The organism is Pseudomonas sp. NPDC089996 (genome assembly GCF_044748405.1).
In the GTDB taxonomy this organism is placed as follows: Bacteria; Pseudomonadota; Gammaproteobacteria; order Pseudomonadales; family Pseudomonadaceae; genus Aquipseudomonas.
This window is the reverse complement of sequence record NZ_JBIVGA010000008.1, coordinates 1-26,073: the sequence shown is the minus strand read 5'-3', so window position 1 is coordinate 26,073 and position 26,073 is coordinate 1. Positions and strand designations below refer to the sequence as shown.

Sequence of the window (26,073 nt, the reverse complement as noted above, 5' to 3'; positions counted from 1 at the left end):
ATCATCCATGAACATGCCCATTCCTGAAGTGAAAGCCTCGCACAGCGCCAAGGACCAGACCCGCTTCGCGGCCCTGTGGCGCCCGGCGCTGGTGCAGGCCTTCGTCAAGCTCGACCCGCGCCAGCTCAAGCGTGCGCCGGTGATGCTGGTGGTCGCCCTGACGGCCATCCTCACCACCGCGCTGTGTTTCGCGCCGGGCAATGGTGTCAGCACCGGCGTCGCCGCGCAGATTGCCCTGTGGCTGTGGTTCACGGTGTTGTTCGCCAACTTCGCCGAAGCCCTCGCCGAAGGGCGTGGCAAGGCCCGCGCCGACAGCCTCAAGGCGGGTAGCCAGGGGCTGGCGGCGCAGCGCCGCACACGCGATGGCAGTTTCGAAAGCGTCGCCGCCACTGCGTTGCGCAAGGACGATGTGGTACGCGTGGTGGCTGGCGAGATGATCCCCGGTGACGGCGAGGTGCTCGAAGGCATTGCGGCGGTCAACGAAGCGGCCATCACCGGCGAGTCCGCGCCGGTCATCCGCGAATCCGGTGGTGACCGCTCGGCCGTTACCGGCAACACCCGGCTGGTCTCCGACTGGCTGCTGATCCGCATCACCAGCAACCCGGGTGAGTCGACCCTGGACCGTATGATCGCCCTGGTCGAAGGCGCCAAGCGGCAGAAGACCCCCAACGAAATCGCCCTCGACATCCTGCTGATCGGCCTGACCCTGATCTTCCTGATCGTGGTGGTGACCTTGCAACCGTTCGCCCATTTCGCCGGCGGCAGCCTGCCGCTGATTTTCCTCGCCGCGCTGCTGGTGACGCTGATCCCCACCACCATCGGTGGTTTGCTCTCGGCCATCGGCATCGCCGGCATGGACCGCCTGGTGCGGCTGAACGTGATAGCCCGCTCCGGCCGCGCGGTGGAGGCGGCTGGTGACGTCCACACGCTGATGCTCGACAAGACCGGCACCATCACGTTCGGCAACCGCCGTTGCAGCGCCCTGCACGCCGCCCAGGGCGTGACCGCCAAGGAACTGGGGGAGGGCGCCTTGCTCGCCTCGCTGGCTGATGACACCGCCGAGGGCAAGTCGATCGTCGAGTACCTGCGCCAGTTGCACGATTTCATCGAGCCTTCGCCCGGGCAGTACCAGGCGATCGCCTTCAGCGCCGAGACGCGCCTGTCGGGCATCGATTTCCAGCAGCACCGCTACCGCAAGGGCGCCGTCGACGCGGTGCTGGCCTTCGTCGGCATGCAGCGCCTCGACCTGCCCGCCGCCCTGGCCCGTGAAGTGGAACGCATCGCCCAGAGCGGCGGTACCCCGCTGCTGGTGTGCCTGGACAAGCGCCTGCTGGGCGTGATCCACCTGAAGGATGTAGTGAAGCCGGGCATCCGCGAGCGTTTCGCCGAACTGCGCAAGCTGGGCATCCGCACCGTGATGGTCACTGGTGACAACCCACTGACGGCCGCCGCCATCGCCGCCGAAGCCGGTGTGGACGATGTGCTTGCCGAAGCCACCCCGGAGAAGAAACTGGCACGCATCCGCCAGGAGCAGAACGACGGGCGCCTGGTAGCGATGTGCGGTGACGGCGCCAACGACGGCCCGGCGCTTGCCCAGGCGGACGTCGGCATGGCGATGAACGATGGCACCCAGGCGGCGCGCGAGGCGGCCAACATGGTCGACCTGGACAGCGACCCGACCAAGCTGCTGGATGTGGTGCAGGTGGGCAAGGAGCTGTTGGTGACCCGCGGGGCACTGACCACCTTCTCCATCGCCAACGACGTGGCCAAGTACTTCGCCATCCTGCCGGCTCTGTTCGCCGCCATCTATCCGCAGCTGGGCGTGCTCAACCTGATGCAACTGGCCAGCCCGCAGAGCGCGATCCTCTCGGCCATCGTGTTCAATGCGCTGATCATCATCGTGCTGATCCCGCTGGCGCTGCGCGGCGTGCGCGTGCAGGCCGCCAGCGCGGCGCAACTGCTGCGGCGCAACCTGCTGCTCTACGGCGTCGGCGGCATCATCGTGCCGTTTGCCGGGATCAAGCTGATCGACGTGTTGCTCAATGCCTTGCACCTGGTCTGAGGAGGCCATCATGAACAATTACCTACGCCCGGCATTGAGCCTGATCCTGTTGATGACCGTGCTCACCGGCGCACTGTACCCGTTGGCGGTGACCGCAGTCGCCCAGCTGGCGTTCCCCGAGCAGGCCAATGGCAGCCTGGTGCGCGATGCGCAAGGACAGGTGCGTGGATCTGCGCTGATTGCCCAGGAGTTCCAGGGTGATGGCTGGTTCCACTCGCGACCCTCGGCGGGGGCGTTCGCCACCGTGGCCAGCAGCGCGAGCAACCTGGCGCCGAGCAACCCGGTGCTGGCCGAACGGATCAAGGGCGAGGCTGCGGCGCTATACCAGGCGCAGCTGGGGCCGGTGCCGCAGGCCTTGCTGACCACCTCGGGCAGCGGCCTGGACCCGCACCTGCCGCCGGAGGCGGTTGCCTATCAGATCCCACGAGTGGCAGCAGCGCGACAGGTGCCGGTGGAGCGCTTGCAAGCCTTGCTGGAAGAGGCCACTCTCCACCCATTGATCGGGCCACCGGTGGTCAATGTGTTGGCCTTGAACCAGGCGCTTGAGCACCTGAGCCGCTGATTCAAAGCTGTCTTGGCCCCCTGTGGGGAGCGGCCTTGTGTCGCGAAAGGGCTGCGAAGCGCCCCCAGTATTTCAGCTTCCCAGCAAAAATCGTCGGGGCCGCTTTGCGACCCTTTCGCGACACAAGGCCGCTCCTACAAGGCATGAATTGCCCCAGAAGGATGAAACATGAGTGACTCCACCCGCGCAGACGCGCTGTTGGCCACCCTCCCACGCAGCGGCCGCGGTCGGCTCAAGGTGTTCCTTGGCGCCGCCCCCGGCGTCGGCAAGACCTTCGCCATGCTCCAGGCCGCCCATGCCCAGCAACGCCAGGGCGTGCAGGTGCTGGCCGGGGTGGTCGAGACCCACGGCCGCGCCGAGACCGAAGCTTTGCTTGGCGGCCTGCTTCAGCAACCCCTGTTGCGCAGCGAATACCGCGGCGTCACCCTTGAGGAAATGGACCTCGACGGCCTGCTGAAGGCTGCCCCGACCCTGGCCCTGGTCGACGAGCTGGCCCATTCCAATGCCCCCGGCAGCCGCCACGCCAAGCGCTGGCAGGACGTGCAGGAGCTGCTCGCCGCCGGCATCGACGTGTACACCACGGTCAATGTTCAGCACCTGGAAAGCCTCAACGACAAGGTCCGTGGCATCACCGGCGTGCAGGTGCGCGAAACCCTGCCGGACTGGGTGCTGCAGGAGGCCTTCGAACTGGTGCTGATCGACCTGCCGCCGCGCGAGCTGCTTGAACGCCTGCGCGAAGGCAAGGTGTACGTGCCGGAACAGGCGCGGGCCGCTATCGACGCGTATTTCTCGCAAACCAACCTCACTGCCCTGCGCGAACTGGCCATGCAGACCGCCGCTGCCCAGGTCGACGCCGACCTGGCCCACGGTTATCGCCTGCGCGGCGAAGCAGCGCCGGCCTTGCGTGGGCGCCTGCTGGTGGGCGTGGATGGCGATGAGCAGGCTGAGCGCCTGGTGCGCCATGCCAGCCGTGTTGCCCAGCGCCGCCACATGCCGTGGAGCCTGGTGCATGTCGACAACGGCCGGCTGCGTGACGAAGTCGCCCGCCAGCGCCTGCAGGCGGCCCAGCAACTGGCCGAACGCTTGGGGGGCGAAGTGGTGCTGCTCCGTGCAGGTGAAGTGGCGCGGACCCTGATCCAGCACGCCAGCGAGCGCCGCGCCAGCCTGGTGCTGGTCGGTCAGTCCCGTGACCGCCTGCGCCGGCGCCTGTTCGGTGCTGGTGTCGCTACCCGACTGCTGCGCGAAAGCCATGGCCTGGAGATCAACGTGCTCGACCGCGACAGCCAGGCACGCCCTGCGCGTGCGGCGGTCAGCCGGGTGTGGGTCTGGCGCCATTACCTGCTGGCGCTGGTGGCCACGGCGCTGGCAGCGGGCCTCGCCTGGGGCGTATCGAGCGTGCTGGCGCTGCCCAACATCTCGCTGGTGTTCCTTGCTGCCGTACTGCTGGTGGCGGTGCGCAGCAGCCTGGGCCCGGCGCTGGCCTGCGCGGCCCTGTCGTTCCTGACCTACGACTTCCTGTTCATTCCTCCGAACTTCTCGTTCAGCATCCAGCGCGAGGAAGACGTGCTGACGCTGGTGTTCTTCCTGCTCATGGCGGCCCTCACCGGCAACCTCGCGGCCCGCCAGCGCAGCCAGCTGCAGGCCCTGCGCGAAACCCAGGCGCAGACCAGCCAGTTGCTCGACCTCTCGCGCCGGCTGACCGTGGCCACCGACCGCCAGGCGGTGTTCAACGCTGCCGGTCGTCACCTCAATGACTGGAAAGAGGTGCAGGTCTGCCTGTTGGAGCGCAACGGCGAAGGCGTGTTGCAGCTGGCAAGTGGTGAAGCCCAGGCGCTGAGCGACAACGAGCGGGCCGCCGCCGATTGGGCCTGGCAGCATGGCCAGGCCGCCGGCCACGGCAGCGATACCTTGCCCAATGGCCGCTGGTGGTGGTGGCCGCTGGCGGTCGACGATCAACCCTTGGCCTTGCTCGGCGTGCGTCCGCGTTCCGGTGAGCCGCTGAGTGCCCAGCGCCGGCGCTTGCTGATGGCCCTCGGCCAACCCCTGGCCCAGGCCCTGGCTCGCGCCCGGCTGGCCGAGCAGCTCGAGGCGGCCCGCTTGCACGGCGAAACCGAGCAATTGCGCAGCGCCTTGCTGGCCTCGGTCTCCCACGATCTGCGCACTCCGCTGACGGCCATGCGCGGCAGCATCGACAGCCTGCTGGCGCTGGGCGAGGCGATCCCCGTCGAGGACCGTCGCGAACTGCTTGAAGGCACGCGCAACGAAGCCGAACGCCTGGACCGCTACATCCAGAACCTGCTCGACATGACCCGCCTCGGCCACGGTGGCCTCAAGCTCGCTCGCGACTGGGTGGCCCCCGCCGACATCGTCGGCAGTGCCCTCAACCGCCTGCGTGCGGTATTGGCACCGTTGCGCGTGCACACCGACGTGCCCGCCGAACTGCCGCTGCTGTTCGTGCACGCTGCGCTGATTGAACAGGCACTGATCAATGTGCTGGAAAATGCCGCCCGCTTCTCGCCCGCGCAAGGCCGTCTGGAACTGCAGTTGTCGGTGCACGGCGAGCAGCTGCACTTCGCTGTCAGCGACCAGGGGCCCGGCATCCCGGTTGCCGAACGCGAGAAGATCTTCGACATGTTCTATACCGCTGCCAGGGGTGATCGCGGTGGCCAGGGCACCGGTCTGGGGTTGGCGATCTGCCAGGGCATGATTGGTGCCCACGGCGGGCAGATCCGGGTCGGCGAAGGCATCGATGGTCACGGCACCTGCATCACTCTATGCTTGCCGCTGCCCCAGCAACCTGAAGCCGAAAGCGAAACCCCATGAGCCAGTCCGCCACCTTGTTGGTCATCGACGATGAACCGCAGATCCGCAAGTTCCTGCGCATCAGCCTCAGCTCCCAGGGCTACAAGGTGATCGAGGCCGCCACCGGCGGCGAAGGCCTGGCCCAGGCCGCGCTGGCCAAGCCCGACCTGGTGGTGCTCGACCTCGGCCTGCCCGACATGGACGGCCAGCAGGTGCTGCGTGAATTGCGCGAGTGGAGCGCGGTGCCGGTGCTGGTGCTGTCGGTGCGGGCCAGCGAGGTGCAGAAGGTCGATGCGCTGGATGGCGGCGCCAATGACTACGTGACCAAGCCCTTTGGCATCCAGGAGTTTCTGGCTCGGGTGCGCGCGCTGCTGCGCCAGGTACCGCAGTCGGGCGGCAGCGAAGTGACGGCCAGGTTCGGGCCGCTGGTGGTTGACTTCGCTTTTCGCAAAGTGACGCTGGATGGCCTGGAGATCGCCCTCACCCGCAAGGAATACGCATTGCTGGCGCAACTGGCCGGGCATCCGGGGCGGGTGATTACCCAGCAGCAATTGCTCAAGGACATCTGGGGACCGACCCATGTCGACGACACCCATTACCTGCGGATCGTGGTGGGGCATTTGCGGCAGAAGCTTGGCGACGACCCGACTGCGCCGCGGTTCATCATTACCGAGGCCGGAGTGGGCTACCGCCTGGTGGCGCCATCGCCGGGTTGACGCGAATCTTGTAGGAGCGGCCTTGTGTCGCGAAAGGGCTGCAACGCAGCCCCGGCACTTTCTGCAGGACAGCTGAAATCGAGGGGCTGCGTTGCAGCCCTTTCGCGACACAAGGCCGCTCCTACAATGGATCGCGTGATATCAAGCCCTGGGGGGTTCTTTTTCGAACAACTGGCGCATGACCTCCAGATAGCGCCTGGCGCCCAGGCCCAACGGTCGTGGCTTCAGCCAGATGATGTCCACCCACAACCGCAACCGACTGGCCATGTTGTCAAAGCGCACCTCGGCCAGTGCGCCCGATGCAATCAGCGGCTCCACCAATGGCTGTGGCAGGTACGCCCAGCCCAAACCGGACTGCACCAGATCGAGCGTCGCCAGATAGCTGTCGGTCAACCATATCCGCCGCGACAGCACCATGCGCGGGTCCGAGCCGGTGGCCTTGCCCGAGGCCACGATGATCTGCCGCTGCTCGGCCAAGGCTTCCTCAGGCAGCGGCGTACCGCTGTGGCTGCCGGCCGGGTGACGCGGTGAAGCGACCGCCACCAGCAGCTGGCTGCCCGCTTCGAGGAAGGACTCGCGCTCATCGATCCCGGGCCGTTCGAACACCAGCGCCAGTTGCACGCTGCCTTCATGCAGCAGGCGCACCGCTTCGGTCTGGGTCGCCGAGCGCACTTCGATCTCCAGGCTGGGAAATTCCTTCGCCAGGGTTTCCAGTGGCTGGCTCCAGCGGCCGGTCTGCAGCTCCGGGGCCATGGCGATGGTCAGGCGCTTTTCCAGCCCCTGGTGCAGTTGCAGGGCCTGGGCGTCCAGCAGGTTGAGCTGGCAGATCACCTGCCTGGCTTGTGGCTCCAGCGCCAGGGCAGCACTGGTAGGCAGGGCTTTACGTGTGGCGCGGTCAAACAGGGCCAGGTCCAGCTCTGCTTCCAGTTGCGCAATTGCCATGCTCACGGCTGACGGCACACGCCCCAGCTTGCGCGCGGCGGCAGAGAACGAGCCGGCCTCCAGCACGGCGAGGAAGATTGCCAGGGAGTCGCTGCTGAAGGCCATGTCCGCAAACCTGAGGAGGAGGCCGGAAAGTATGAACACTCGCCGGCCCGGTTGACAGCCCCTTACAGGCCTTCGGCAAGCACCTGGTCAATGCTGTCGACAAAGTAATCGACGCTCGCCCGTGTGGTGCACATCGGCGGCTTGATCTTGAGGATGTTCAGGTAATCGCCGGTCGGCTGCATGAAGATCCCCAATTCGCGCAGGCGGTCGCACAGCGCCATGGTTTCCTCGGTGGCCGGCTCCAGGGTTTCACGGTTGCGCACCAGCTCCAGCCCCAGGTAGAAACCCGAGCCATGGGCCGCACCGGCCAGCGGGTGCTTGTCGACCAGTGCCTGCAGGCGCGCCTTGAAATAGCGCCCGGTGTCGCGGGCGTTGTCCCACAGGCCTTCCTCTTGCATCACGTCCAGCACCGCCATGCCGATGCGGCAGCTGACCGGACTGCCGCCGGCCGACGAGAAAAAGTAACCCTCGGCCTCCAGGGCCTCGGCGATCTCGCGGCGGGTGATGACCACACCCAACGGCTGACCGTTACCCATGCCCTTGGCCATGGTGATGATGTCGGGCACCACGCCCTGTTCCTCGAAGCCCCAGAAGTACTCGCCCAGGCGGCCGTAACCGACCTGCACCTCATCGGCAATGCACACGCCGCCCCGTGCCCGCACCTTGGCGTAAGCCTCACGCAGGTAACCGGCCGGCAGCGAGATGCCGCCGGCATTGCCATACACCGGCTCGCAGATGATGCCGGCCAGCTGGCGGCCACGGCGATCGAGGTCGGCCAGCTTGGCGTCGACGTCGCGCAGGTAGCCGGTGGCCGTGTCGGCGCCGCGCAAGCGGCCGCGGAAGGTGTTCGGCGCTTCCACCGGGTGCACCCAGTCCGGGCGGGTTTCGAGGGCCTGCGGGTTGTCGGCGATGGAGGTGGAAATGGCATCGGTAGCCACCGACCAGCCGTGGTAGGCCTCCAGCACGCTGAGCAGGTCGCGGCCACCGCTGTAGGCCCAGGCCAGGCGGATCGCCAGGTCATTGGCCTCGGTGCCGCTGTTGACCATGAACACCCGGTCGAAACCCTCGGGTGCAAGGTCGAGCAGGCGCTCGGAGAACTCGGTGATGGCGGCGTAGTGGAAGCGCGAATTGGTGTTCAGGAGTGACCATTGGCGCGCCGATTCGGCGACCATGCGCGGATGCCCGTGGCCGAGCACGGCGACATTGTTGAGCATGTCCAGGTACGAACGGCCCTGCAGGTCGATCAGGTAGTTGCGCCAACCGCGTTCGATCTGCGGCGGTTGCTGGTAGTAGTGCTTCTGCGAACGGGCGAAGCTGGCGTCGCGACGGGCCAGCAAGGCCTGCGGGTCGGGCAACGGCTCGGCATCGCAATCGAAGCCCAGCAGCGCGGCAGGGGATGGGCACAGGGCCAGCCAGGCGGCCGAGTGTGACGGTGTGGCGAAGAACGGTGGCTGGATGTGCGGGTCGAGACAGAGCTGGACGCTGAGCAAGCCGCAGCTGCTGCCCAGCGCTTGCCCTTTGCTCACTGCCTGGCCATCCGCCGGGGTACCTTCCAGGCCTTGCAGCCACAAGGCCCAGTGCGGCGTGCGCAGACAGCCGCGACTGTCGCCATGGCGTTGCCAGGTACCCCCCTCGGGCGCCTGTACCAGGCAGGCGTTGGGCACATGCAGCTCCACGCCCAGCGCGCAGGTGGCAGGCTCTTCGGCGCGGTCGATATGGGTCTGCGACAGGCGATACTGCCCATGCAGGCTGCAGGCCGGCGCTGGCTGCGAGGTCAGCCGCTGCTGGTCGAAGCCGGGCTGTTCCCAGTTGCCGGCCTCGCAATGTGTGCTGAGCACACCCAGGTCGATGCGGGTCACCGGCTGGCCGGCCAGCTCGGGGAGCAGCGGCGCACAGGCAGTCAGGTCCGCGGCGTCGGCTTGCAGGCCGGCCGCCTGGAGAATGGCGGCCTCCATCAGAGCGAAAGGCGCTGCAGTAGCCGTGTCGAAGATTTCCCATTCATGGGCGACGTTGTCACGGGTGTACTGGTTGCCCGGGTCCACGGCCAGCTGCTGCGCGCTGCTCAGCACCAATACCGCTGCCCGGTTCAGCACCAATGGCCACAGGGCACGCAGTTCGGCCTCGGTCAGCGGGTTGTGGGCCTGGTAGGCGCTGACGGCCGGCAGGATGCGCAACGGGTCGCCTTCGGCATGGTGCAGCAGCGCCGAGCAGGTCACCGACAGGTCGGCGATGCGCCAGGTGTGCATCAGGTCGCCGAAGTCGATCACGCCCTGCAGTTGCCACTGGCGCTGCTCATTGCGGGCCCACACCGTGTTGTCGTCGGTGATGTCCAGGTGCACGGCCTGGGTCGGCAGCTTGCCGAGCAGGGGCGCAAGGCGCTGAGAGGCGAGGCGTGTGGCCTGTTCGATGCGTGCACGCTGCGCGTCGTCCTGTAGCACTGGCAGCAGGTGCTCGATCAGCGCCGGGGCGTGCTGCGGGTCCCATTGCAGGGTGCGTGCCAAGCCCGGGTGGTCGAAATTGACCAGGGCCTTGTCCAGGCGTGCGCAGAGCCCGCCCAGTTCGGCCATCAGCTGTGGGGGCAGGTGCTTGAGGCGGGTCAGCGGCTGGCCGTCGATGTAGTCCAGCAGGCGCACGCGCAGCGGTTGTTCGGCAATCTCCACGGCGAGCAAGGTTTCACCATTTTGCGCCGGACGGACGGCGGGCACCGGCAGATGTTGATCACGCAGGTAGGCGAGGGCGGCATGCTGCGCCTCAAGCTCGACCTGCGCATAGCTGCCGTGGCAGGCCTTCAGCACGAAGCGACCCTGGGCTGCATCCACTCGGAAGTTCAGGTCCTGCTGGCTGCCCAGCGCCGTCAATTCACCCTCCAGGCCGTAGTGCGTCTGCAGCAGTGCATGTGCCTCGGCTGGGTCGAGTATCGGGCTGGGCAGGCTGGAGCGCTGGATCAGCTTGTCGAGGGCGGGGGAGGCGGATTTTTGTTGTGGGCTGGGCATGGGCTCTACCGTTGATGCAGGGGTGACTGCAACGACTCTATGACGTATTTGGCTGATGATGAAAGACGATCGTAATCAGTATTTTTGATGAATGATGGCGTTATGCACTGTTCAGAAATTTGATATCTGTATATGGGAAGCATTACCATTCATGTCCTGTTTCCTACTCTCATCGCTGTCAGGAATTACCCAATGCCCTCCCGTTTTCCTTCACGCCCTGCATTACTGGCGATCTGTTGCTCTGTAACCCTGATGGCGCAAGCTGCCGAGCCGATCTAGCTGGAGGCCACCGATGTCAACGCCGACGCCTTGAAGGCACACCCGGCCGCGCTGCCCGAGGAGTTCGCCGGCGGCCAGGTCGCCCGCGGTGGCCAGATGGGGGTGTTGGGTAACCAGGACTACATGGACGTGCCTTTCACCATGAACAGTTACACCGCCAAGGTGATCGAGGACCAGCAAGCTGAAGACATTGGCGACGTGCTGGCCAACGACCCCTCGGTGCGCGAGTCGTATGGTTTCGGCAACCAGTCCAAGGTCTTCGTGATCCGTGGCTTGCCGCTGGCGGGGGACGATATTTCCTTCAATGGCCTGTATGGGATCCTGCCGCGGCAGATCATGTCCACCGACGGCGTCGAGCGGGTCGAAGTGTTCAAGGGCCCCAACGCCTTCCTCAACGGCGTCAGCCCGACCGGTACTGGCCTGGGCGGCAACGTCAACCTGCAGCCCAAGCGCGCCGGTGACATACCGACCCGTCGCTATACCCAGGACATCAGCAGCGACGGCCGTGTCGGCGAGCACCTGGATATCGGCCAGCGCTTTGGTGAAGACAATCGCTTCGGCGCTCGCCTGAACCTCAGCCAGCGCGAAGGCGAAACCGCTGTCGACGACCAGGACCAGCGCACCAAGCTGTTCACCGCAGGCCTGGACTACCGCGGCGACAACTTCCGCGTCTCGACCGACATCGGTTACCAGAAGCAGCGCGTCAACCACCTGCGCAACTCGGTGCGCCTGGGCACCACCACGACCAAGGCCCCGACCGCGCCAGATGCCGACCACAACTATGGGCAGAGCTGGAGCTACAGCGAGGCAGAGGACACCTTCGGCATGGTCCGTGGCGAATGGGACCTGAACGACAGCTGGACCGCCTACCTGGCAGGCGGCGCACGCCATACCCGCGAGCAGGGCACCTACGGCACGCCCGTGCTGACCGGCAACAGCGGCGCGGCCACCATGACACCTTCGGACATTGTCCATGGCGAAGACAACACCAGCTTCAGCACAGGCCTGAACGGCCGCGTGCAGACCGGCCCGATCAGCCATCAGATCGCGCTGGGCGCCAATACGATGTGGACCCAGGCCGAGAACGCCTACACGTTCTATTCGCCGATCAGCACCAATATCTACGACACCGTGCAGCAGGCCAAGCCTGGCACCGTCACCAGCACCGGCGGTGACATGGGCGACCCGGGCGTGACCGGCAAGACCCGTGCCCGCAGCATCGCCATTTCCGACACGATTGGCGTGTTCGATGACCGCTTGCTGCTGACCTACGGCCTTCGCCGCCAACAGCTTCGGGTGGAAAGCTACACCTACGATGGCAGCACCTCGAAGGGCGTTGCCAATCCGGCCAACGATGGCAGCCGCAAAGGTGACCCGTATGACGAATCGATCACCACGCCGGTGTACGGCATCGTGTTCAAGGCAACCGACAGCATCTCGTTGTACGCCAATCGCATCGAAGGCCTGGCCCAAGGCCCGTCCGCGCCGGCCAACGTGGTGAACGCCAACGAGATGTTCCCGCCAGGGCGCACCAAGCAGCTGGAAGCCGGCATCAAGTTCGACAAGCAGACCTACGGCGCCAACCTGGCCGTGTTCCGCATCGAAAAACCGTCCGATGGCTACACACTGGGTGATCGCTACTACCGCGACGGCGAACAGGTCAACAAAGGCCTGGAACTGAGCGTATTCGGCGAGCCCATTGAAGGCCTGCGCCTGATGGCCGGTGGCACGCGCATGACTTCGGAGCAGAAGAAGACCGCAAACGGTACCAACGACGGCAATCACGCCATCGGCGTGCCGACCTTCCAGCTCAATGCCAGCGTCGATTGGGATGTGCCGGGGGTGCCGGGCCTTGCGCTCAATGCGCGCATGCTGCGTACCGGCGGGCAGTACGTCGATGCGGCGAATAATGTCAGCATTCCGACCTGGAATCGCTTCGATGCCGGCGCCCGCTACAAGCTGAAAGTGGCGGAGAAGGACCTGACCTTGCGCGTCAATGTCGAGAACCTGACCGACAAGAATTACTGGGCTTCGGCCAACGGCGGTTATCTGACCCAGGGTGATCCGCGGCTGGTGAAGTTCTCCGGGACCATCGATTTCTGACTTCCGGGCTGTGCTCTGTAGGAGCGACCTTGAGTTGCGAAAGGGTGGGGTGCCCGTCGCGCGATCGCAGCAGGGCTGACAGGTGTTCGCCGACAGATGTGCAGCGCCTATGAGATCGAGCGCCGCCCGCGCGGCGCATCGCGGGCAAGCCCGCTCCCACATCTGTTTCGGGCCAGTCACTCCTGTAAAGCCAACAGGGACCGCCTTGTTGGCATGGCGATGCATCTCCGTGGTCGCTGATGCCGCTTCACCTGTCTCCAGTCATGCACCAAGGCGGATCCTGTTGGCGGCACAGGAGATATTGGCCCGAAACAGATGTGTGGGCTTGCCCGCGATGCGCCGCGCGGGCGGCGCTCGATCTGGTAGGCGCTGAAAATGCCAAGCCAGGCACCTGGTGGCCCAGACACGGACTCATGCCCGGTCCATCAATGCCTCATGCCCAGCTCGGCATCATCCATCAGCGCCTTTGCCATAGCGCTCAGGTAATGCGAGGCCCAGATCATCATCGGCTTCTCGTCCATCAGGCCGAGGATGGTCAACTCCCGCACATAGCCCATCAGTTCCGATGCTTGCTCGCGGGCATCGCGGCAGGGGATGCCGGGTTCGATGCGGAACAGTGGGTGAGTCTGGTGTTTACCTTGGCAGAAGGTGGTCTTGCCGACGGTGCATGGGATGTTGTCTGTGGTCATCGTTATCTCCCTGAAACTACTCGACTGCCAGGCCTGGCCCTTTCGCGGGCACGCCCGCTCCCACAGGGAATCGCGTACCCCTGTGGGAGCGGGCGTGCCCGCGAAGAGGCCAGAACTGGCAGCACATCACCTAAGCCTCAGTGCAAGGTCCGAGGCTCGCTGGGCATCTGCACCTGGATCAGCGCCGATTCGAGCAAAGCCCGTAGCGCTTCCATCTCGTGCATCGAGGTCATCATCAGGATCGACGACGGTGATTTAGGCTGGAGCAGTAACGCCTGCTGCACCACGGTCGCTGCACAGAGCGCGTAGTCTGCGGCCTGTATGAGCGTGTCTTCGAGGGAAGTTAAATCGAGGGGTGGATCGGGGACAATCTTCAGCATAAACATCTCCTTCTTTCCGGTTTCGCTGCCATCCTTCCGCTGTCAAACGGTTGGGTGGCAGCTGTGCGCGGGTTGACAGACCGGTGGAAGAAGGAAAGACCGGCGCACGCGAGCGTGCCCACACGCACAGCCGCCATTGAGGGCGAACCGGGTGCTCATCTTTCAGTTCCGGCCTGTCAAAGCCGTATCGCTGATGTTCAGCGACCAACCGAGACTAGGGCTCAACCCTCACAGCCGCAACGGAAAAAGAGCGCCCAGAGTATCTTTGGGAAATGGACTACAAGCTAGCGGTTAAATCTGATTCTATATGCTTCAGACATCCCCCAAAAACGCCGCCTCCAGCAACTGCTTTGTATAAACATGTTGCGGCGAATGGAAGATCTCCCGCGCATCCCCTTGCTCCACCACATGCCCATGCTTGATCACCATCAACTGGTGACTCAGCGCTTTCACTACCGCCAGGTCATGGCTGATGAACAGGTACGTCAGGTTGTACTTGGCCTGCAAATTCCTCAGCAACTCCACCACCTGCCGCTGCACCGTACGGTCCAGCGCCGAGGTCGGCTCATCCAGCAGAATCAGCGCAGGCTTCAACACCAACGCCCGGGCAATGGCGATACGCTGGCGCTGGCCACCGGAAAACTCATGGGGGTAGCGATGGCGGGTGCGCGGGTCCAGGCCCACTTCCTCCAACGCCGCAACGATTGCGGCTTCCTGCTCCTCAGGCGTGCCGATCTTGTGAATCCGTAATCCTTCGCCAACGATATCCGCCACACACATGCGCGGGCTCAGGCTGCCAAAAGGGTCCTGAAACACCACCTGCATTTCCCGGCGAAGCGGCCGCACTTCTTTCTGGTTCATGCCTTCGAGCTGCTGGCCATGAAAGCGAATCCCGCCCTGGCTGGAGATCAACCGCAGGATCGCCAACCCCAGCGTCGACTTGCCCGAGCCGGACTCGCCGACGATCCCCAGGGTCTGCCCCTGGGGCAGGCTGAAGTTGATCCCGTCCACCGCCTTCACATGGTCGACGGTCTTGCGCAGCAGGCCCTTCTTGATCGGGAACCATACCTTCAGGTCATTCACCTCGAGCAATGGTGCCCCAACCGGGTTGTGCGCAGGCAACCCGCTGGGCTCGGCATTGATCAGCATCTGCGTGTAGTGATGCTGCGGCGCACTGAACAGTGTGGCGCACTCGGCCTGTTCGACGATCTGCCCGCGTTGCATCACGCACACGCGGTGGGCGATGCGGCGCACCAGGTTGAGGTCGTGACTGATCAGCAGCAGGGCCATGCCCAGGCGCGATTGCAGCTCCTTGAGCAGGTCGAGAATCTTCAACTGCACGGTCACGTCGAGCGCGGTGGTCGGCTCGTCTGCGATCAGCAGCTCCGGCTCGTTGGCCAACGCCATGGCGATCATCACCCGCTGGCGCTGGCCGCCGGACAATTCGTGGGGCAGGGCCTTGAGGCGCTTGTGCGGTTCGGGGATACCGACCATTTCCAGCAGCTCCAGCGTGCGTGCGGTGGCTTGCTTGCCGGTCAGGCCCTTGTGCAGCAGGAGAATTTCGTTGATCTGCTTCTCGATGCAATGCAGCGGGTTCAGCGAGGTCATCGGCTCCTGGAAGATCATCGCAATGCGGTTGCCGCGAATACGTTGCAGGGTCTTTTCGTTCTGCTGCAGCAGGTCCTTGCCTTCATAGCCGATGCTGCCGCTGGGGTGGCGGGCAAGCGGGTAGGGCAGCAGGCGCAGGATCGAGTGCGCGGTAACGGATTTGCCAGAGCCACTCTCGCCGACCAGCGCCAGGGTCTCGCCTTTGCGGATGTTGAAGCTGATGCCGTCGACCACGCGGTTGACCTGGTCGCCGGTGACAAACTCCACGGCCAGGTCGCGCACTTCGATCAGGTTCTGTTCGCTCATTTCACTTCCTCGGGTCGAAGGCATCGCGGGCGGATTCGCCGATGAACACCAGCAGGCTCAACATGATCGCCAGCACGGCGAAGGCGCTGATGCCAAGCCACGGGGCTTGCAGGTTGGACTTGCCTTGCGCCACCAGCTCGCCCAGCGACGGTGCGCCAGGGGGCAGGCCGAAGCCAAGGAAGTCCAGCGCGGTCAGGGTGCCGATGGCACCGGTGAGGATGAACGGCATGAAGGTCATGGTCGAAATCATGGCGTTGGGCAGGATATGCCGGTACATGATTGCGCCATTACGCATGCCCAGGGCACGGGCAGCGCGCACGTATTCCAGGTTGCGCCCGCGCAGGAACTCGGCGCGCACCACGTCCACCAGGCTCATCCACGAGAACAGCAGCATGATGCCCAGCAGCCACCAGAAGTTGGGTTGCACGAAGCTGGCGAGGATGATCAGCAGGTAGAGCACCGGGAGGCCGGACCAGATTTCCAGAAAACGCTGCCCGGCCAGGTCGACCCAGCCGCCGTAGAAGCCCTGCAATGCACCGGCGATGACGCCGATGATGGAGCTGAGCACGGTCAACGTGAGGGCGAACAGCACCGACACGCGGAAGCCGTAGATCACCCGCGCCAGTACGTCGCGGCCCTGGTCGTCGGTGCCCAGCCAGTTGTCTGCCGAGGGCGGCGCCGGGGCGGGCACGCGCAGGTCGTAGTTGATGCTCTGGTAGCTGAACGGGATCGGCGCCCAGAGCACGAAGCTGTCTTTTTTCTCCAGCAGGTCGCGGATGTACGGGCTCTTGTAGTTGGCCTCCAGCGGGAACTCGCCACCGAAGGTGGTTTCCGGGTAGCGCTTGAACGCCGGGAAATACCATGAGCCTTCGTAGCGCACGGCAATCGGCTTGTCGTTGGCAATCAGCTCGGCACCCAGGCTCAGGCCGAACAGGATCAGGAACAGCCACAGCGACCACCAGCCTCGGCGGTTGGCCTTGAAGCGCTCGAAGCGCCGGCGGTTGAGGGGGGAGAGGGCCATGTCAGTGCTCCCGGCTGGCGAAGTCGATACGGGGGTCGACCAGGGTGTAGGTCAGGTCGCCGATCAGTTTCACCACCAGCCCGAGCAGGGTGAAGATGAACAGGGTGCCGAAGACCACCGGGTAGTCGCGGTTGATCGCCGCTTCGAAACTCATCAGGCCCAGGCCGTCGAGGCTGAAGATCACCTCGATCAGCAGGGAGCCTGTGAAGAAGATGCCGATGAATGCTGACGGGAAACCGGCAATCACCAGCAGCATGGCGTTGCGGAACACATGGCCGTACAGCACCCGTGGCCGGCTCAGGCCCTTGGCCTTGGCAGTGACCACGTACTGTTTGTTGATCTCGTCGAGGAAGCTGTTCTTGGTCAGCAGGGTCATGGTGGCGAAGTTGCCGATCACCAGCGCGGTGATCGGCAGCACCAGGTGCCAGAAGTAGTCCAGCACCTTGCCGGTGGTGGACAGCTCGTCGAAGTTGTTGGACGTCAGTCCGCGCAGCGGGAACCAGTCGAAATAGCTGCCGCCGGCGAACAGCACGATCAGCAGGATGGCGAACAGGAACGCCGGGATGGCGTAGCCGACGATGATCGCCGAGCTGGTCCAGACGTCGAAGTGGCTGCCGTGGCGGACCGCCTTGGCGATCCCCAGCGGGATCGAGATCAGGTACATGATCAGCGTGCTCCACAGCCCCAGCGAGATCGACACGGGCATCTTCTCGGCGATCAGGTCGATGACCTTGGCGTCGCGGAAGAAGCTGTTGCCGAAATCGAGCTGGGCGTAGTTCTTGATCATGATCCACAGCCGTTCGGGCGCCGACTTGTCGAAGCCGTACATGCGCTCGATCTCGGCGATCAATGCAGGGTCCAGGCCCTGGGCGCCGCGGTAGTTGGAGCCGGCCACCGAAACTTCGGCACCGCCACCGGCGATGCGGCTGGTGGCGCCCTCGAAGCCTTCGAGTTTGGCGATCATCTGTTCCACCGGGCCGCCGGGGGCAGCCTGGACGATGATGAAGTTGATGATCAGGATGCCGAACAGGGTCGGAATGATCAGCAGCAGGCGGCGCAGGATATAGGCCAGCATGTCAGTTGGCCTCGTGCGCAGGCGTTTCGCTGACCGCCGGGGTCACCTCGGGCTTGATCCACCAGGTGTCGATGCCTACGTCGTACTTGGGCGACACTTTCGGGTGGCCGATGTGGTTCCAGTAGGCCACCCTGTTAGTCCTGATGTGCCAGTTGGGCACCACGTAGTAGCCCCACTGCAGCACGCGGTCGAGGGCGCGGCAGTGGTCGATCAGGCTCTGGCGCGAGTCGGCATTGATCAGGTCTTCCACCAGCTGGTCGATGGCCGGGTCGCGCAGGCCGATGAAGTTGCGGCTGCCCGGGTTGTCGGCGGCGGCGCTGGACCAGAACTCGCGCTGTTCGTTGCCGGGCGAATTGGATTGCGGGAAATTACCGACGATCATGTCGAAGTCACGCGAGCGCAGGCGATTGATGTATTGCGAGACGTCCACGCGGCGGATCTCGAACCCGATCCCCAGGTCGGAGAGGTTACGCTTGAAGGGGAGCAACACGCGTTCGAATTGGGTCTGCGCCAGCAGGAATTCGATGCTGACCGGCTTGCCGTCCTTGTCGACCATCTTGTCGTCGACGATTTTCCAGCCGGCTTCCTGGAGCAGCTTGTAGGCCTGGCGCTGCTGCTCGCGGATCATGCCGCTGCCATCGCTTACCGGGTTGGCGAACGCCTTGCTGAACACCTCGTCGGGGACTTTGCCGCGCAACGGTTCGAGGACTTTCAGCTCGGCCGGCGAGGGCAGGCCGCTGGCGGCCATTTCGGAGTTCTCGAAGTAACTGTCGGTGCGGATGTAGGCGCCGTTGAACAGCTGCTTGTTGGTCCATTCGAAGTCGAACAACAGGCTCAGCGCCTTGCGTACCCGCACGTCCTGGAACACAGGTTTGCGCAGGTTGAAGATGAAGCCCTGCATGCCTACCGGGTTGCCGTTGGGAATTTCCTCCTTGATCAGGCGGCCGTCGCGCACGGCGGGCACGTCGTAGGCGGTGGCCCAATTCTTCGCACTCATCTCCAGTTCGTAGTCGAAGGCACCGGCCTTCAGTGCTTCGAGCGCCACGTTGTTGTCGCGGTAGACATCGAAGGTCATGGCATCGAAGTTATACGACCCGCGATTGATCGGCAGGTCCTTGGCCCAGTAGTCCTTGACCCGCTGATAGCGAATCGAGCGGCCGGCCTTGACCTCGGCGACCTTGTAGGGGCCGCTGCCCAGTGGCAGCTCTAGGTTGCCGCGGGTGAATTCGCGGTCCTGGTACCAGTGCTTGGGCAGCACCGGTAGCTGGCCGAGAATCAGCGGCAATTCGCGGTTGTTGGTGTGCTTGAACTTGAACAGCACCTTGAGCGGGTCTTCGGCGACCACTTCGGCTACGTCGCCGTAGTATTGGCGGTACAAGGGTGCACCGTCCTTGATCAGCGTATTGAAGGTGAATACCACGTCTTCCGCGCGCATCGGATGGCCGTCGTGGAAGCGCGCCTCGGGGCGCAGGTAGAAGCGTACCCAGCTATTGTCCGGGGCCTTTTCGATCTTGCCGGCAACCAGGCCGTATTCGGTGAACGGCTCGTCCAGGCTCTGGCGCATCAGGGTGTCGTAGATGATGCTGACGTAGTCGGCCGAGACACCTTTGTTGATGAACGGGTTGAGGCTGTCGAAGCCGCCGAAGCTGGACTGGCGGAAGGTGCCGCCCTTGGGCGCGTCCGGGTTCACGTAGTCGAAGTGCTTGAAGTCGGCGGGATACTTCGGCGGCTCGTCGTAGAGCGTCAGTGCATGTTGCGGCGCGGCCAGCGCGGGCAGGCTCAGGCAGGCGAACAGCAGGCTGCAGGCCAGGCGATGCGTCGGCTTCATTTGGCTTTCTCCGAAGGCTTTATCCACCAGGTATTCAGCCCGAGGGTGTAGGGCGGTGTGGTGACGAAGGCGAACCGGTTGCGGTAGGCCAGGCGGTGATTGTCGAGGTACCAGTTGGGGATCATGTAGTACTGCCATGAGAGCACGCGGTCCAGGGCGCGGGCGGCGGCGACCTGGTCGTCGCGGGTGCGCGCGGCCAGCAAGGTGTCGAGCAGGTGGTCGACCACCGGGTCCTTGACCCCAGCATAGTTCTTGCTGCCTTTGGTCGCGGCCTGGCTGGAATGGAAGTACAGCCACTGTTCGAGGCCCGGGCTCAAGGTCTGGTTCAGGGTCATCAGGATCATGTCGAAATCGAACTGGTCCAGGCGTTGTTTGTACTGGGCGCGGTCAACGGTGCGCAAGTGCGCGTCGATGCCGATGCTGGCCAGGTTTTCGACATAGGGTTGCAGGATGCGTTCCAGGTTCGGGTTCACCAGCAGCAGCTCCATGCTGAACTGCTTGCCCTTGGCGTCGACCAGACGCTGACCGTCGAGCTTCCAGCCAGCCTGGTTGAGCAGGCCCAGGGCCTGGCGCAAGGTCTGGCGGCCGATGCCGCGCCCGTCGGTGTGGCTGACCTGGTAGGGCTGGGTGAACAGCTTGTCGGGCAACTGGTCGCGGAACGGCGCCAGCAGCAGCCATTCCTTGCCGGTCGGCACGCCGGTGGCGGTGAACTCGCTGTTGGGGTAATAGCTGGTCGCACGGCGGTAGGCGCTGCTGAACAGGGCACGGTTGGTCCACTCGAAATCGAGCATCAGGCCCAGTGCCTGGCGCACCCTGGGGTCGCTGAAGGTGGCCCGACGGCTGTTCATGAACAGGCCCTGGGTCTGGGTCGGGATGCGGTGCGGGATCTGTGCCTTGATCACCTCGCCACGGCGCACGGCGGGGAAGTTGTAACCGTTGGCCCAGTTTTTCGCCTGGTGCTCGATGTAGATGTCGAATTCACCGGCCTTGAACGCTTCGAAGGCCACGGTGGCATCGCGGTAGAACTCGTATTCGACGCGGTTGAAGTTGTACTTGCCACGGTTCACCGCCAGGTCCTTGCCCCAGTAGTTCTTTACCCGCTCGAACACCAGGCGCCGACCAGGCTGCACTTGGGTGATGCGATACGGCCCGCTGCCCAGCGGCGGCTCGAAGGTGGTGGCTTCGAATTCACGCTTTTGCCAGTAGTGCCTGGGCAGCACCGGCATTTCGCCCAAGCGCAGGATAAGCAGCGGGTTGCCCGCGCGCTTGAAGACGAAGCGGATGCGCAGCGGGCCGAGCACGTCGACGCGCTGCACTTCCTGCAAGTTGGTGCGGTAGATCGGGTGGCCTTGCTTGAGCAGGGTACGGTACGAGAACGCCACGTCGTCGGCGGTGATCGGTGCGCCGTCATGCCAGCGTGCTTCCGGACGCAGGTTAAACACCACCCAGCTGCGGTCTTCGCTGTATTCCACCGATCGGGCGATCAGGCCGTAGCTGGAGGTGGGCTCGTCCCCGGACGGGTCGTACTGGCCGGTGCCGACCATCAGCGTTTCGTTCAGCTCGCTGACGCCGTATTGCAGGAAGTTGGGCGTGGTGACCGGGCTGGTGCCCTTGAAGGTGTAGGGGTTGAGCGTGTCGAAGGTGCCGAATGCCATGGCCCGCAAGGTGCCGCCCTTGGGCGCTTGCGGGTTGACCCAGTCGAAGTGGGTGAATGTGGCTGGGTACTTGAGCGTGCCGAACTGCGCGTATCCGTGGCTTTCGCTCACCATCGCGACGGCGGGGAAGCTCAAGGCCAGGCTGAGTGACAGCAGGAGGGGACGTATCAAGTCGGCATCCGATCCAGAGGCGTTGGGCTTGGGTCGGGGTACAGTAACAGCTTGGCGGGTATGGAAAAAGAGAGGGGCGGTAGGCTATGGGATGCTGTGCCTTGTAGGAGCGGCCTTGTGTCGCGAAAGGGCTGCAGAGCAGCCCCAGGATTTCAGCTGTAATGCCAATATTGCTGGGGCTGCTCTGCAGCCCTTTCGCGACACAAGGCCGCTCCTACAAGGGCCCCGTTCGGCTTAGTGGGAGAGGTAGACGGTCAGGGTCTGGCCTGGCTTGAGCGCATGCCCGCTGCGCGGATTCCAGCGCTTGAGGTGCTGCATCTCGACGTTGAAACGTTTGGCTACAAGATACAGCGAATCACCCTTGCGCACCTTGTACTGGGTGGAACGCTTGCCGGAGGCCGCCACGCGATTGCCTGCCGCACTCGGCGCCTTGCCGCCGCGCAGGGCCAGAACCTGGCCGGCCCTGAGGCGGTTGCCCGGCAGTTTGTTCCAGCGCTGGATATCCCTGACCGCAACCCGGTTGGCCCTGGCGATGCTGCTCAGGCTGTCGCCGCGCTTGACACGGTAGCTGCGGGCTGCCGGCCCCTTGGCTTCTGCCACGGCGGCGGCGAACACGGCCTTGTTCGGCTGCAGGCTGACCAGTTGCTCGGGCTTGAGGTTGGACAGGCTGGCGCTGAGCAGTTGTGCCTTGGCGGTGGGCACCAGCAATTGCTTGGGGCCATCCACGGTCATGCGTTTCTTGAAGGCAGGGTTGAGCTGGATCAGCTCGTCTTCGTCGATATTGGCGAAGGCGGCGACCCGCGACAGGTCGAGGCGGTCGTTGATGGCCACCGCTTCGAAGTAGGGCTCGTTGGCGATCGGGTTGAGGTTCACGCCGTAGGCTTCAGGGGTGGACACCACTTGCGACAAAGCCAGCAGCTTGGGCACATAGTCGCGGGTTTCCTGCGGCAGCGGCAGGTTCCAGTAATCGGTCGGCAGGCCGAGCTTCTCGTTGCGCTCGATGGCCCGGCTGACAGTACCTTCGCCGGCATTGTAGGCGGCCAGGGCCAGCAGCCAGTCGCCGTTGAACATGTCATGCAGGCGGGTCAGGTAGTCCAACGCGGCGTTGGTCGACGCGGTGATGTCGCGACGGCCATCGTAGAAATTGGTCTGGCGCAGGTTGAAATGGCGGCCGGTGGCGGGCATGAACTGCCACATTCCTGCAGCACTGGCGCGCGAGTAGGCCATCGGGTTGTAGGCGCTTTCGATGGCCGGTAACAGCGCCAGCTCGAGCGGCATGTCGCGCTCTTCCAGGCGCTCGACGATATAGTGCAGGTAGAGGCTGCCGCGTTCGCCAGCGCTCTCGATGAACGTCGGGTTGCTGGCGAACCACAGGCGCTGCTGCTCGATGCGTGGGTTGACGTCGATGCTGTCCTGCAGGGCGAAGCCCTGGCGCATGCGCTCCCACACATCCTGTGGCGGCTCGGCGGGTTTGACCGCCAGTGGCGCTGGTTTGTGCTTGATCCGTGCCTGGTAGCTATGCGCACGAACGCTGTCGGTTTCGTCGAGCTGACGGGTGCTCTGGCAGCCCACCAGGGTGGCGGCCAGCGCCAGCGCACTGATTTGGGCCAGGCGCGTCAGGGCGACTGAATGAGCGGTTCTGCGGCTACGGGAAGACATCGGCTGAGACAGGTTTCCGGGCGAAAAATTTCGGCGATTCTAGAAACCGCACCCGCTTGGGTCAACCGTTGACATCCCCTTGCGATATATCTTGAGGTTATCAGAAGGTATCCTTCCAAGACCTCAAAGCAGCAAAAACAGTGACCTGCGAGTGGTTTGAATGTCCCTTCCATTCGTCAGCTTTTTGTTTAACTAATGTTTCAGCGGTACGCAGGAAGGGGTTGGTCAGGCGCTCGAGGCCGATCGTTGATGGCAATGTGATGCGATTTTCGGCGCGTAACCGGGTAACGTCATCGAATCGCTGTTGAACGTGCGGATTCGTGGGCTCCACGGCCTTGGCAAAGCGCAGGTTGCTTAACGTGTACTCATGGGCACAATAGACTTCGGTCTGCTCCGGCAGTGCTGCAAGGCGGGCGAGGGCAGGCTGCATCTGCTCCGGCGTGCCTTCGAACATCCGCCCACACCCGGCGGCGAACAACGTGTCGCCACTGAACAGCAGCGGTGTTGCCGGCTGACCGCTGTAGTAGGCGATATGCCCCAAGGTGTGCCCCGGCACGGCCATTACCTGGAAGGTCACGCCCAGCACGCTGACCTGGTCGCCCTCATCCAGCGCCAGGTCGCGCCCGGGGATCTGCTCATGGGCCGGCCCGCAGACGCGGGCACCGGTCTTCTGCTTGAGCTGTTCGACTCCGCCGACATGGTCATGGTGGTGGTGAGTCACCATGATGGTGTCCAGCACCCAGCCGGGGTTGGCGGTCAGCCAGGCCTCCACCGGGCCGGCATCGCCAGGGTCGACCACCGCGCAGCGGCGTTTGGCAGTATCCTGTAACAACCAGATGTAATTGTCGGAGAAAGCGGGTAGAGCGTCGATCTGTATCATGATGCGGATCCGTATCGCCAGGCGTGGCACATGAAGGCATCTTAGCCGCGATGGCGCGGTGCGAGAACCTTCGAGGGAGAGCGCAATGACCGACCAAGCCTTTGCCCAGGCCGACCCGGAATGGGTCGAACTGATCAGCCTGGCCCGTGAGTGGTTCAATGGCCCACTCGGCCAGCTGATGCTGAGGGAGGAAGAAAAACTGCTTGAAGAAGAGCTCGGGCGCTTCTTCGGTGGTTATCTCGTGCACTACGGCCCCTGTGCCGAGGCGCCGCCCAGCGCACCACAGGTGCAGCGCAACGTGCGCCTTGGCGCACCGTTGCCCGGGGTGGAGATTGTCTGCGAGGAACAGGCCTGGCCGTTGAGCGAGCACGCCGCCGATGTGGTGGTGCTGCAGCATGGCCTGGACTTCAGCCTGTCGCCCCATGGCCTGCTGCGTGAGGCGGCCAGCGCGGTGCGCCCTGGCGGGCACCTGCTGATCGTCGGGATCAACCCCTGGAGCGGCTGGGGCATGCGCCACTTCTTCAGCCATGGCGCCCTGCGCAAGGCGCGCTGCATCTCGCCGTCACGGGTGGGCGACTGGCTCAACCTGCTGGGCTTCGCGCTGGAGAAACGCCGCTTCGGGTGCTATCGTCCGCCCCTCACTTCGCCGGCCTGGCAGCAACGCCTGGCTGGCTGGGAGCGGATGGCGGGCGGCCGGCAGACTGCCGGTGGCGGGGTCTACCTGCTGGTGGCACGCAAGATGGTAGTGGGCTTGCGACCGTTGCGTCAGGCGCGCCGCGAGCCGATGGGCAAGCTGCTGCCGCTGCCACTGGCCAAGGTCAACCGTACCGCCGCGAACCCCGATACCGATAAGCACTGAACATGAGTGGTACATGAGCGATAGCGTCGAGATGTATACCGATGGCGCCTGCAAGGGCAACCCCGGCCCTGGCGGCTGGGGCGTCCTGCTGGTTTTCAAGGGCGTCGAGAAGGAGTTGTGGGGCGGCGAGCGCGAAACCACCAACAATCGCATGGAACTGATGGCCGCTATCCAGGGGTTGATGGCGCTCAAGCGTGAATGCGAAGTGGTGCTCACCACCGACTCGCAGTACGTGATGAAGGGCATCAACGAGTGGATGGTCAACTGGAAGAAGCGCGGCTGGAAGACCGCAACCAAGGAGCCGGTGAAGAACGCCGACCTGTGGCAGCTGCTCGACGAGCAGGTCAACCGCCACAAGGTCACCTGGAAGTGGGTGCGCGGGCACATCGGCCACCCCGGCAACGAACGCGCCGACCAGCTGGCCAACCGCGGCGTCGAGGAAGTGCGCGCCAAGCGCTGAGCTGCGGTACAATCGCCGCCTTTGTAACTGATGCAAGTTGGAGCGCCCCGCGTGGAGCAGCAGCAAGATAAACGCCTGGTCATTCTCGATACCGAAACCACCGGTATGCCGGTCGGCGAAGGCCACCGGATCATCGAGATCGGCTGTGTCGAGGTCATGGGCCGGCGCCTGACCGGGCGGCACTTCCACGTCTACCTGCAGCCCGACCGCGAAAGTGACGAGGGCGCGATCAACGTCCACGGCATTACCGATGCATTCCTGGTCGGCAAGCCGCGTTTTGCCGATGTCGCCGAAGAGTTCTTCGAATTCATCCAGGGCGCCACCCTGGTCATCCACAACGCGGCGTTCGACGTCGGCTTCATCAACAACGAGTTCGCTTTGCTGGGGCAGGGCGACCGCGCCGACATTGCCAACCACTGCACCATCCTCGACACCCTGCTGCTGGCCCGTTCTCGTCACCCGGGGCAGCGCAACAGCCTCGATGCGCTGTGCAAACGCTACGACATCGACAACTCTGGCCGTGAGCTGCACGGCGCATTGCTCGACTCCGAGTTGCTGGCAGACGTCTACCTGGCGATGACCGGTGGTCAGACCAGCCTGTCGCTGGCCGGGCATGGGGCCGATGCCGAGGACGATGGGCAGGGCGCCGGTGGCAGTGAAATCCGCCGCATCGTCGGGCGTGCGCCGGGGCGGGTGATCATGGCCAGCGCCGAAGAACTCGAAGCGCATGCCGAGCGGCTGGCGGCGGTGGCCAAGTCGGCGGGCGGGCCATCGATGTGGCAGGCCCTGACAGAGACACCGGCTGGCTGATTCGTAAGCCTGTACCGGCCCTTTCGCGGGCAAGCCCGCTTGTATGGTAGGACTTGAAGGGAGGAGGAGGGACATAGCTCGCTTCTGACTGTTCGCAGCAGTACAGAC

General features: G+C 64.5%; 19 protein-coding genes. 8 read left to right on the top strand and 11 right to left on the bottom strand.

The window, feature by feature from the left end; translation table 11 throughout:
* Positions 1-7: 7 nt before the first annotated feature.
* From kdpB to ACIPW4_RS15515, 4 genes are all read left to right on the top strand, one after another.
* The gene (gene kdpB, locus ACIPW4_RS15530; RefSeq protein ID WP_400659190.1) at positions 8-2,062 is read left to right on the top strand and encodes a potassium-transporting ATPase subunit KdpB; all 2,055 of its coding nucleotides are present in this window, start codon (positions 8-10) and stop codon (positions 2,060-2,062) included.
* A 10-nt stretch (positions 2,063-2,072) separates the two neighbouring features.
* Entirely contained in the window at positions 2,073-2,624 is a 552-nt protein-coding gene (gene kdpC / locus ACIPW4_RS15525) for a potassium-transporting ATPase subunit KdpC (protein ID WP_400659188.1), read from the top strand.
* 168 nt (positions 2,625-2,792) lie between these two features.
* The gene (locus ACIPW4_RS15520; RefSeq protein ID WP_400659186.1) at positions 2,793-5,447 is read left to right on the top strand and encodes a DUF4118 domain-containing protein; all 2,655 of its coding nucleotides are present in this window, start codon (positions 2,793-2,795) and stop codon (positions 5,445-5,447) included.
* On the top strand, positions 5,444-6,142 hold the full coding sequence (locus ACIPW4_RS15515) for a response regulator (protein ID WP_400659185.1): 699 nt from the start codon (positions 5,444-5,446) through the stop codon (positions 6,140-6,142). The genes ACIPW4_RS15520 and ACIPW4_RS15515 overlap by 4 nt, the downstream gene beginning before the upstream one ends.
* 141 nt (positions 6,143-6,283) lie before the next feature.
* Here the strand turns inward: ACIPW4_RS15515 and ACIPW4_RS15510 are convergent, their stop codons facing one another.
* Both ACIPW4_RS15510 and ACIPW4_RS15505 read right to left on the bottom strand, forming a co-directional pair.
* Positions 6,284-7,189 carry a LysR family transcriptional regulator gene (locus ACIPW4_RS15510; RefSeq protein ID WP_400659183.1) on the bottom strand — a complete coding sequence of 302 codons (906 nt, stop codon included), beginning with the start codon at positions 7,187-7,189 and terminating at the stop codon, positions 6,284-6,286.
* 62 nt (positions 7,190-7,251) lie between these two features.
* Entirely contained in the window at positions 7,252-10,182 is a 2,931-nt protein-coding gene (locus ACIPW4_RS15505) for an aminotransferase (protein WP_400659182.1), read from the bottom strand.
* 279 nt (positions 10,183-10,461) lie between these two features.
* On the opposite strand from ACIPW4_RS15505, the gene ACIPW4_RS15500 reads away from it, so the two are divergent.
* Positions 10,462-12,564, top strand: a complete 2,103-nt coding sequence (locus ACIPW4_RS15500) for a TonB-dependent receptor (protein WP_400659668.1) — start codon at positions 10,462-10,464, stop codon at positions 12,562-12,564.
* 425 nt (positions 12,565-12,989) lie between these two features.
* Here ACIPW4_RS15500 and ACIPW4_RS15495 read toward each other — a convergent pair whose 3' ends face one another.
* From ACIPW4_RS15495 to gloB, 9 genes are all read right to left on the bottom strand, one after another.
* Entirely contained in the window at positions 12,990-13,253 is a 264-nt protein-coding gene (locus ACIPW4_RS15495; protein WP_400659181.1) for a DUF3077 domain-containing protein, read from the bottom strand.
* A gap of 137 nt (positions 13,254-13,390) precedes the next feature.
* The gene (locus ACIPW4_RS15490) at positions 13,391-13,633 is read right to left on the bottom strand and encodes a hypothetical protein (protein ID WP_400659179.1); all 243 of its coding nucleotides are present in this window, start codon (positions 13,631-13,633) and stop codon (positions 13,391-13,393) included.
* A 312-nt stretch (positions 13,634-13,945) separates the two neighbouring features.
* On the bottom strand, positions 13,946-15,547 hold the full coding sequence (locus ACIPW4_RS15485; RefSeq protein ID WP_400659177.1) for an ABC transporter ATP-binding protein: 1,602 nt from the start codon (positions 15,545-15,547) through the stop codon (positions 13,946-13,948).
* A gap of 1 nt (position 15,548) precedes the next feature.
* Positions 15,549-16,568 (bottom strand): ABC transporter permease, encoded by a 1,020-nt coding sequence (locus ACIPW4_RS15480; protein WP_400659175.1) that lies wholly within the window; start codon positions 16,566-16,568, stop codon positions 15,549-15,551.
* A 1-nt stretch (position 16,569) separates the two neighbouring features.
* On the bottom strand, positions 16,570-17,643 hold the full coding sequence (locus tag ACIPW4_RS15475; protein ID WP_400659174.1) for a microcin C ABC transporter permease YejB: 1,074 nt from the start codon (positions 17,641-17,643) through the stop codon (positions 16,570-16,572).
* 1 nt (position 17,644) lies between these two features.
* Entirely contained in the window at positions 17,645-19,471 is a 1,827-nt protein-coding gene (locus ACIPW4_RS15470; protein WP_400659172.1) for an extracellular solute-binding protein, read from the bottom strand.
* On the bottom strand, positions 19,468-21,297 hold the full coding sequence (locus ACIPW4_RS15465; RefSeq protein WP_400659170.1) for an extracellular solute-binding protein: 1,830 nt from the start codon (positions 21,295-21,297) through the stop codon (positions 19,468-19,470). The genes ACIPW4_RS15470 and ACIPW4_RS15465 overlap by 4 nt, the downstream gene beginning before the upstream one ends.
* A 234-nt stretch (positions 21,298-21,531) precedes the next feature.
* The gene (locus ACIPW4_RS15460; RefSeq protein WP_400659168.1) at positions 21,532-22,956 is read right to left on the bottom strand and encodes a transglycosylase SLT domain-containing protein; all 1,425 of its coding nucleotides are present in this window, start codon (positions 22,954-22,956) and stop codon (positions 21,532-21,534) included.
* 100 nt (positions 22,957-23,056) lie between these two features.
* Entirely contained in the window at positions 23,057-23,836 is a 780-nt protein-coding gene (gloB, locus tag ACIPW4_RS15455) for a hydroxyacylglutathione hydrolase (RefSeq protein ID WP_400659665.1), read from the bottom strand.
* Between the two features lie 85 nt (positions 23,837-23,921).
* On the opposite strand from gloB, the gene ACIPW4_RS15450 reads away from it, so the two are divergent.
* The 3 genes from ACIPW4_RS15450 to dnaQ are packed head-to-tail and all read left to right on the top strand — an operon-like array spanning position 23,922 to position 25,965.
* The gene (locus ACIPW4_RS15450) at positions 23,922-24,695 is read left to right on the top strand and encodes a class I SAM-dependent methyltransferase (protein WP_400659166.1); all 774 of its coding nucleotides are present in this window, start codon (positions 23,922-23,924) and stop codon (positions 24,693-24,695) included.
* A gap of 13 nt (positions 24,696-24,708) precedes the next feature.
* Positions 24,709-25,155 carry a ribonuclease HI gene (rnhA, locus tag ACIPW4_RS15445; protein WP_400659164.1) on the top strand — a complete coding sequence of 149 codons (447 nt, stop codon included), beginning with the start codon at positions 24,709-24,711 and terminating at the stop codon, positions 25,153-25,155.
* 51 nt (positions 25,156-25,206) lie between these two features.
* Complete coding sequence (gene dnaQ / locus ACIPW4_RS15440; protein ID WP_400659163.1) at positions 25,207-25,965, top strand: DNA polymerase III subunit epsilon; 759 nt, start codon at positions 25,207-25,209, stop codon at positions 25,963-25,965.
* Positions 25,966-26,073: the final 108 nt, after the last annotated feature.

What these genes read in the sequence shown, in the direction of transcription:
- ACIPW4_RS15510 (WP_400659183.1), bottom strand. Translation starts at nt 7,189, where the DNA reads ATGGCCTTCAGCAGCGACTCCCTGGCAATCTTCCTCGCCGTGCTGGAG.
- ACIPW4_RS15460 (WP_400659168.1), bottom strand. Translation starts at nt 22,956, where the DNA reads ATGTCTTCCCGTAGCCGCAGAACCGCTCATTCAGTCGCCCTGACGCGC.
- ACIPW4_RS15520 (WP_400659186.1), top strand. Translation starts at nt 2,793, where the DNA reads ATGAGTGACTCCACCCGCGCAGACGCGCTGTTGGCCACCCTCCCACGC.
- ACIPW4_RS15505 (WP_400659182.1), bottom strand. Translation starts at nt 10,182, where the DNA reads ATGCCCAGCCCACAACAAAAATCCGCCTCCCCCGCCCTCGACAAGCTG.
- ACIPW4_RS15470 (WP_400659172.1), bottom strand. Translation starts at nt 19,471, where the DNA reads ATGAAGCCGACGCATCGCCTGGCCTGCAGCCTGCTGTTCGCCTGCCTG.
- ACIPW4_RS15485 (WP_400659177.1), bottom strand. Translation starts at nt 15,547, where the DNA reads ATGAGCGAACAGAACCTGATCGAAGTGCGCGACCTGGCCGTGGAGTTT.
- kdpC (WP_400659188.1), top strand. Translation starts at nt 2,073, where the DNA reads ATGAACAATTACCTACGCCCGGCATTGAGCCTGATCCTGTTGATGACC.
- ACIPW4_RS15495 (WP_400659181.1), bottom strand. Translation starts at nt 13,253, where the DNA reads ATGACCACAGACAACATCCCATGCACCGTCGGCAAGACCACCTTCTGC.
- ACIPW4_RS15475 (WP_400659174.1), bottom strand. Translation starts at nt 17,643, where the DNA reads ATGCTGGCCTATATCCTGCGCCGCCTGCTGCTGATCATTCCGACCCTG.
- ACIPW4_RS15515 (WP_400659185.1), top strand. Translation starts at nt 5,444, where the DNA reads ATGAGCCAGTCCGCCACCTTGTTGGTCATCGACGATGAACCGCAGATC.
- kdpB (WP_400659190.1), top strand. Translation starts at nt 8, where the DNA reads ATGAACATGCCCATTCCTGAAGTGAAAGCCTCGCACAGCGCCAAGGAC.
- ACIPW4_RS15490 (WP_400659179.1), bottom strand. Translation starts at nt 13,633, where the DNA reads ATGCTGAAGATTGTCCCCGATCCACCCCTCGATTTAACTTCCCTCGAA.
- gloB (WP_400659665.1), bottom strand. Translation starts at nt 23,836, where the DNA reads ATGATACAGATCGACGCTCTACCCGCTTTCTCCGACAATTACATCTGG.
- ACIPW4_RS15480 (WP_400659175.1), bottom strand. Translation starts at nt 16,568, where the DNA reads ATGGCCCTCTCCCCCCTCAACCGCCGGCGCTTCGAGCGCTTCAAGGCC.
- rnhA (WP_400659164.1), top strand. Translation starts at nt 24,709, where the DNA reads ATGAGCGATAGCGTCGAGATGTATACCGATGGCGCCTGCAAGGGCAAC.
- ACIPW4_RS15450 (WP_400659166.1), top strand. Translation starts at nt 23,922, where the DNA reads ATGACCGACCAAGCCTTTGCCCAGGCCGACCCGGAATGGGTCGAACTG.